At 30.4% G+C, this 6,197-nt stretch carries 8 protein-coding genes and 1 pseudogene; 4 read left to right on the top strand and 5 right to left on the bottom strand.

Going from position 1 to position 6,197, the window contains the following annotated elements; all coding sequences use genetic code 11:
* A partial coding sequence (locus tag L6Q46_RS11910) for a deoxyhypusine synthase family protein (protein ID WP_291284482.1) occupies nucleotides 1-676 on the top strand: 676 nt, incomplete at its 5' end.
* A gap of 87 nt (nucleotides 677-763) precedes the next feature.
* Nucleotides 764-1,153, top strand: coding sequence for a DNA primase (locus L6Q46_RS11905; RefSeq protein WP_111565828.1), 390 nt, complete (start codon nucleotides 764-766; stop codon nucleotides 1,151-1,153).
* Between the two features lie 39 nt (nucleotides 1,154-1,192).
* On the opposite strand, the gene L6Q46_RS11900 is transcribed toward L6Q46_RS11905, so the two are convergent.
* The 3 genes from L6Q46_RS11900 to L6Q46_RS11890 are packed head-to-tail and all read right to left on the bottom strand — an operon-like array spanning nucleotide 1,193 to nucleotide 3,439.
* Nucleotides 1,193-1,702 carry a DinB family protein gene (locus L6Q46_RS11900; RefSeq protein ID WP_291284481.1) on the bottom strand — a complete coding sequence of 170 codons (510 nt, stop codon included), beginning with the start codon at nucleotides 1,700-1,702 and terminating at the stop codon, nucleotides 1,193-1,195.
* A 45-nt stretch (nucleotides 1,703-1,747) separates the two neighbouring features.
* Nucleotides 1,748-2,227, bottom strand: a complete 480-nt coding sequence (locus tag L6Q46_RS11895; RefSeq protein WP_026726210.1) for a winged helix-turn-helix transcriptional regulator — start codon at nucleotides 2,225-2,227, stop codon at nucleotides 1,748-1,750.
* Nucleotides 2,228-2,284: 57 nt separating this feature from the next.
* Complete coding sequence (locus L6Q46_RS11890; protein ID WP_291284480.1) at nucleotides 2,285-3,439, bottom strand: M14 metallopeptidase family protein; 1,155 nt, start codon at nucleotides 3,437-3,439, stop codon at nucleotides 2,285-2,287.
* Nucleotides 3,440-3,741: 302 nt separating this feature from the next.
* Between L6Q46_RS11890 and L6Q46_RS11885 the strand changes: the two genes are divergently transcribed.
* The gene (locus tag L6Q46_RS11885; RefSeq protein WP_291284479.1) at nucleotides 3,742-4,203 is read left to right on the top strand and encodes a helix-turn-helix transcriptional regulator; all 462 of its coding nucleotides are present in this window, start codon (nucleotides 3,742-3,744) and stop codon (nucleotides 4,201-4,203) included.
* A gap of 49 nt (nucleotides 4,204-4,252) precedes the next feature.
* Here the strand turns inward: L6Q46_RS11885 and L6Q46_RS11880 are convergent, their stop codons facing one another.
* Together L6Q46_RS11880 and L6Q46_RS11875 are read right to left on the bottom strand one after the other, a co-directional pair.
* Nucleotides 4,253-5,290, bottom strand: coding sequence for a hypothetical protein (locus L6Q46_RS11880; protein ID WP_291284478.1), 1,038 nt, complete (start codon nucleotides 5,288-5,290; stop codon nucleotides 4,253-4,255).
* A 102-nt stretch (nucleotides 5,291-5,392) separates the two neighbouring features.
* Nucleotides 5,393-5,950: a 1-acyl-sn-glycerol-3-phosphate acyltransferase gene (locus tag L6Q46_RS11875; RefSeq protein ID WP_291284477.1), complete on the bottom strand. Its 558-nt coding sequence runs from the start codon at nucleotides 5,948-5,950 to the stop codon at nucleotides 5,393-5,395.
* Between the two features lie 55 nt (nucleotides 5,951-6,005).
* Here L6Q46_RS11875 and L6Q46_RS11870 point away from each other — a divergent pair.
* Nucleotides 6,006-6,197 (top strand): annotated as a pseudogene (locus L6Q46_RS11870) (spermidine synthase); the annotation flags it as partial.

The raw sequence follows: 6,197 nt of genomic DNA, 5'->3' as shown, positions 1-6,197 counted from the left end.
AGAAGAATGGGATTTATTAGAAAACCATTACAATCGTGTAACGGATACGTGTATTCCTGAAGAAGAAGCTTTCAGAAGATTACAACAACATTTATTTGATATTTGGAACAATGCCGATTCAAAAGGAGAAAGATATTTTCCACATGAATTTATGTACCAAATGATCAATTCAGGCGTTTTGGAACAATACTATGAAATCGACCCAAAAGATTCTTGGATGGTTGCAGCTGCTGAAAAAAACTTACCAATTGTAGTTCCAGGATGGGAAGACAGTACAATGGGTAACATTTTCTCTTCTTACTGCATTAAAGGTGAATTCAAAGCTACAACTATGAAAAGTGGAATTGAATACATGATGTGGTTAGCAGATTGGTATCCAAAAAACTGTGCTGGAAAAGGAATTGGTTTCTTCCAAATTGGTGGAGGAATTGCTGGTGACTTCCCAATTTGTGTAGTTCCAATGTTATACCAAGATATGGAAATGCATGATGTGCCGTTTTGGAGCTATTTCTGCCAAATTTCTGACTCAACAACTAGTTATGGTTCGTACTCTGGAGCAGTTCCAAACGAAAAAATTACTTGGGGTAAATTAGATATTACAACGCCTAAATTTATCGTAGAGTCTGATGCTACGATAGTTGCGCCATTGATGTTTGCTTACGTTTTAGGTTGGTAAAATTTTTTAAAAAAATATTAAATTTTACTTGAAAATATAAGCTGAGGATATTACATTTGACGAAATTACAAGATTAAAACCTACCCAATGAAAAGAGTTATTGTTGATTACGCTAAATTAACAAATGAAATCTTAACCTTACTAGTTGAGAAATTTCCTGACGGATATGATGATTCGGATGTTATTCGTTTTAAAAATGCTAAGAATGAAACTGTTGAAGCTGTAGAAGTTCGTACTGAAGACACTATTTATTTAGTAAAAGTAAGTACTAAACTAGCCGACAGAATTGAAAATTACGACGAAGATGACATTATCGAAGATGATGTGGTAGCAGTACCAGATGAAAAAATCGGAGCTCTAAAAGACTTAGATATTGAAGACGACGATGACGACGATGACGATTCAAATGATTCAGACGATATCGAAGATTCAGAAGACGGAGACGACGATGATGCTGACGAAGACGATGAAGATTAACATAAATAAAAAGGGATTCAAAATTGAATCCCTTTTTTATTATAAATATCTTTCTAAAATTACGTTTTTATGATGCAATTCATGTCCTAACATAATATATCCAATAGCTCTTACTGAAACACTGTTATTAGAAGCCGTTCCTAAACGAAGTAAATCATCAGTTGTAAAAGTTTCAAATAAACTCACAGAAGCATTTCGTACAGTTTCATATTCTGCCAATAAACTTTCATATTCACGATTATTAGCATTAGCTGTAACAACATAATCATTTTCTTCAAATCCTGGTAAAACAGTTTTATCATTTCTTGCAATTCTTAAAGCACGATAAGCAAATATTCGTTCTGCATCAATCAAATGCAAAATAATATCTTTAATTGTCCACTTCTCTTCTGCATAACGAAATTCATGCTTAAAAACAGGAATCGATTTAAAGAAATGCAACATTTCTTCTTTTTGCTTAATAAGTCCTTTAATAATATCTTGCTCTGGAACTAATTTGATATAATTCTCATAATAGGGAGCAAATTCGTTTAGTTGTAAATTTTTCATAACTTAAAGATATAAAAAAAGCCTCAATATTGAGGCTTTCGTATTTTACAATTCTTTAAAAATCGTATGCATCAATCGTTTTTTGTCGTTGATACTTTCTTCTAAAGAAATCATGGTTTCAGTTCTGTACACACCTTCAATATCATCAATCATGAAGATAACTTCTTTAGCGTGTTTGGTATCTTTAGCTCTAATTTTACAGAAAATATTAAATTTTCCTGTAGTTACGTGAGCAACAGTTACGAATGGAATCTGATTAATACGCTCTAAAACGAATTTAGTTTGCGACGTGTTGTGCAAGAAAACTCCAACATAAGCAATAAAAGAGTAACCTAATTTTTCATAGTCTAATGTCAAAGAAGAACCTTGAATGATTCCTGCATCTTCCATTTTTTTCACCCTAACATGTACCGTTCCTGCAGAAATTAATAATTTTTTTGCAATATCTGTAAAAGGAACTCTCGTGTTATCAATCAACATGTCCAAAATTTGATGATCTACTTCATCTAAACGAAACTTACTCATAAGTGCTTATAATATTTGTTAAATTTTTGAGTTTTATTCAAATCTGAGGCAAATTTATCAAATAATTTTTACACCATTGTTAAATTCTGTTAAATTATTGATAAAAAAATCGGCTTTATCCTCTAATTGTGGAAAATATCTTCCTTTAGATTCAAACAAACCATTTGCGCAATCGTATTCTAAATGTCCTTTAAAATCCTGCAAATCATCTATTTTGACAATAGATGCTACAAATTTCAACTGACCATTCTGCACTACTTCAGTATATTGAGCAGCAAAGTTAATTATTTTTTCTTCACTATTATCAATAATTTTGACATTTTTATAAATAAAATCATAAAAACATTTATTATTTTGAGGAATCTTCAAATAATTATTCAATTCTTTATTAACTATAACGTTTTCGTAACTCGCATCAAATGAACTCAAAAGCGAAATAAAAACATATTTTCTTACAACATCTCTATCATAATCATCTTCATAATGTCCAGCTTCAAATAAAATAGTTGGTGTATTTTGTGTTGTAAAATAATCACCCGTACAATTTATATTATAACTATCATCAAAACGACCAATTTGATTTGGAATATAAAGTTGTAACGCAATATGCATCTTGTTTATTATATGAATTGCTTTTAATCGAACATCATTATATTCTCTTTCTTCATTATAAGCTGGCGATAAAAAAGAAATAGTTGCCGGCAAATTAAAACCTTCTGTACCAAAAATTGTTCGTTGATCATGCAGATTATAACAATAATCTGGATGAAAACTCTTGTAAACACTATGCAAGACTTGCATTTCAGGCTGAGTAGCATTAAAAGCGTCTCTATTTAAATCTACTTTATTCGCATTTTCTCTCGTATATAAAAAAGCACCGTCTGGATTTAACATCGGAATACATAATAAGGTATAATCCGATTTAATTCTTTTTACTGTTTCGTTATCCGATTGTAAGAAATTAAAGAAATCAAACAATCCTTTTGTAGTAGTCGATTCGTTTCCATGCATTTGCGACCACATCAAAATTTTTGTTTTTCCCGTTCCAATTTTAACCTGATAAATCACTCTTTCTTGAACCGATTTACCTATTTCTGTAATTTCAAAATCTGGATTTAACGATTTCAAAACAGGTAAAATAGTTTCTAAATGAATATACTTTCCTTTAAGTTTAGGTTCTAAATATTGAGTTGCTAATTGTAAATAATCCATGGCTTTATTTTTATTTACAAATGTAAACAACTTTAATTTTACATTTGTAAACACTGTAAATTATTATATAATTTACTTTTGTAAACGGTTTTAACTGTCATCATTATTAATCCAAATTGCATTAATTCACAATATTAATCACATAAACAAAATTCAATTTTAATATTTGTAAATCAATAAGTTATAACTTATTAAATAAAGTAAAATATTAACAACATAACCACTATTTACATCTGTAAACTTGTATATCTCTATTACTTTGTTTACATTTGTAACTCTATAATTCTAAATAACTATTTACAATGGTAAACATTGATGATTTTATTAAACGGTTAGAAATTATACTCGATTATTATAATTTATCGGCTTCTGCTTTTGCGGATAAAATAAATGTACAGCGATCGAGTTTGTCTCACCTACTCTCTGGCAGAAACAAACCTAGCTTAGATTTTATCATCAAAGTAATTGAGGTTTTTCCGGAAGTAGATTTGTATTGGATTTTAAATGGTAAAGGAAATTTTCCAAAATCAGAAAATGCAACTCAGACAGTTTTAGAAGAAGAAACAAAAGCCTCTTCATTATCATTTATAGAAACAACTAATTCTGAACCTGATTTATTTTCGACTGTAGAAAAAGGAACTAGCCCTACTCTTTCTGAACGTAATCCTGTAGAATCGATTAAAACAGAAAATAATTCTAACGAAGAAATTGAGCGTATTGTAGTATTTTTTAAAAATGGAACTTTCAAAAACTATAAGCCATAAAAAAACTCTGAATTTCTCCAGAGTTTTTAAATAATTAAATAACAAACCTTTATCTTCTGTGTAAATAAACAGCAGTTACTCCTGCTTCTGCTCTACTCATTTGAGGTGTTGCATCAGCTGATATTGTTGGGAAAGCAAATTTTAAAACTTGTCCGCCACCATTCAAACGTTCCGCTACAAAAATAGCATTCGTCACATGGTCGTAAGCAACATCGACAGGGTTTCCTAACATAGAATTAGGTCCGTACACTCTAATTTGATTGTTCATAGCAATTGTTCCCAAATTATTCGTCATGTTTAGCACAGAAGTAAAGTTATTAATAACCACTAAACCACCGTCGGTTGCACTTGAAGCTAAACCTACATCAGACAACACCATTACATTATCTTGGGGAGAATAAGTAATTCCGTGTGTTCTAACTAAACCCTCAATTGTAACTCTTTTTGAAGCTGAAATTGTTCCTGTAGCATTAGAAAAGAAATTATTATAAACCACTAAATCGCTTGTATTATCAGCAATTGCGTACATAGTAGTTCCGTCTAAATGAATTCCCCAAAGTTTAATATCAACTGTATAGGTGTTCAAAAGCGTAAATCCAGATGTATTTCTTTGGTAAACATAAAATTTACTAATATTACTATTTCCTGCATTTTGGTCTTGTGCAACAACTACTTTATCTCCTGAAACAGCTATTTCACGAGCATTTGTAAAATCTGTTGAAGATGAAAAAGATAAATCTAAAGTTGTGGCTGAAGAAATAATAGCATTTCTCAATCCATTATAAGCTTCTACTCTATTATTTGTTCTTGAAGCTAACACGATTTGGTCTTTGAATACATCATAATAAACTCCATCAGCATCGGTAGAGCTTATTGAAAAACTTTTTGCTGTTGGGGTTGTTGCTAATAAATCGGTAAACGAAATTTGTCCCGAAGTATTACTTGTGGTTATCAATTTTAATTCCTGAGCCGGAGTTGGAGTTTGGTCAATTGGTTCTGGTTCTGGAGTAACCATTGAAGAGTCGTCATCATTACAAGAAGTAAATAAAACAGCTACTAAAGCTAGAGGTAAAAATAGTTTTTTCATTTGTTAAGAGTTTTTGATTTCTTCTATCTACGAAAAACTATGTTACTTGGTTTTATTTTAAATGACTTTTTTTATCTTTTTGAAAATGAATCAAACAATCAATTATTCCTTTGGAACATAACTTAGTTCTGGAACTTTTCCTATAACTCCTTTATAATACGATTCTAAAAATTTAATATCAGCCTCAATATTTCCTGTTGGATAAAATGGATCGTGATAAACCACTTCTTTTCTTCCGTAATCAAAAGCTACAGGAACAATTGGTACATTTGCTTTTAGAGCCATGTAATAGAAACCTGTTTTCCATTCGGTTACTTTTTTTCGAGTTCCTTCGGGAGCGATTGCTAACCTAAAAACTTCTTTTTCTTGAAATATTTTAGCAATTGTATCTACTTTATTTTCGTTTTTTTGGCGATTTAAAGGTGTTCCACCTGTCCAAGTGAAAAAATAATTAAATGAAAATACGAATAATTCTTTTTTAGCCACGTAATTTATTTCGATATTTAGAATGCCTCGAGAAAAAATTCCAAGGAAAAAATCCCACCAACTCGTATGCGGTACCGCAATAATCACACACTTTTTAACTATTGGAGCTATGGAGCCCACTACTTTCCAACCAAAAATTTTGCAGAAAATAAATTTGTATATAATTTGTTTCATGGGATAGATTTTAATACAAAAATAAAATTATATTTACGATTACAAACAAAGTTACATGATTAAGCGCTTATTGAGTTTTTTACTTCCTATAAAAATTCATCAAAAGAAATCGGTTTATAGTAAAAATCTGGAAGTTACCTGGAATAATGGGTATTTAGTTTTGGATTCTGAAAACACTAATTATTCTTTTGGAAGTTTACAGCGTGTCTTAAAAAAAGGATTGAAATATATAGGTTACGAACGAATT

This window comes from Flavobacterium sp. (genome assembly GCF_023151265.1).
In the GTDB taxonomy this organism is placed as follows: Bacteria; Bacteroidota; Bacteroidia; order Flavobacteriales; family Flavobacteriaceae; genus Flavobacterium.
The sequence above is the reverse complement of the archived record's forward strand: the minus strand, read 5'-3'. Positions and strand labels throughout refer to the sequence as shown.

Bases quoted from the DNA above. Each gene is read 5' to 3' on its own strand.
- L6Q46_RS11905 (WP_111565828.1), top strand. From the start codon at position 764: ATGAAAAGAGTTATTGTTGATTACGCTAAATTAACAAATGAAATCTTA.
- L6Q46_RS11900 (WP_291284481.1), bottom strand. From the start codon at position 1,702: ATGAAAAATTTACAACTAAACGAATTTGCTCCCTATTATGAGAATTAT.
- L6Q46_RS11895 (WP_026726210.1), bottom strand. From the start codon at position 2,227: ATGAGTAAGTTTCGTTTAGATGAAGTAGATCATCAAATTTTGGACATG.
- L6Q46_RS11890 (WP_291284480.1), bottom strand. From the start codon at position 3,439: ATGGATTATTTACAATTAGCAACTCAATATTTAGAACCTAAACTTAAA.
- L6Q46_RS11885 (WP_291284479.1), top strand. From the start codon at position 3,742: ATGGTAAACATTGATGATTTTATTAAACGGTTAGAAATTATACTCGAT.
- L6Q46_RS11880 (WP_291284478.1), bottom strand. From the start codon at position 5,290: ATGAAAAAACTATTTTTACCTCTAGCTTTAGTAGCTGTTTTATTTACT.
- L6Q46_RS11875 (WP_291284477.1), bottom strand. From the start codon at position 5,950: ATGAAACAAATTATATACAAATTTATTTTCTGCAAAATTTTTGGTTGG.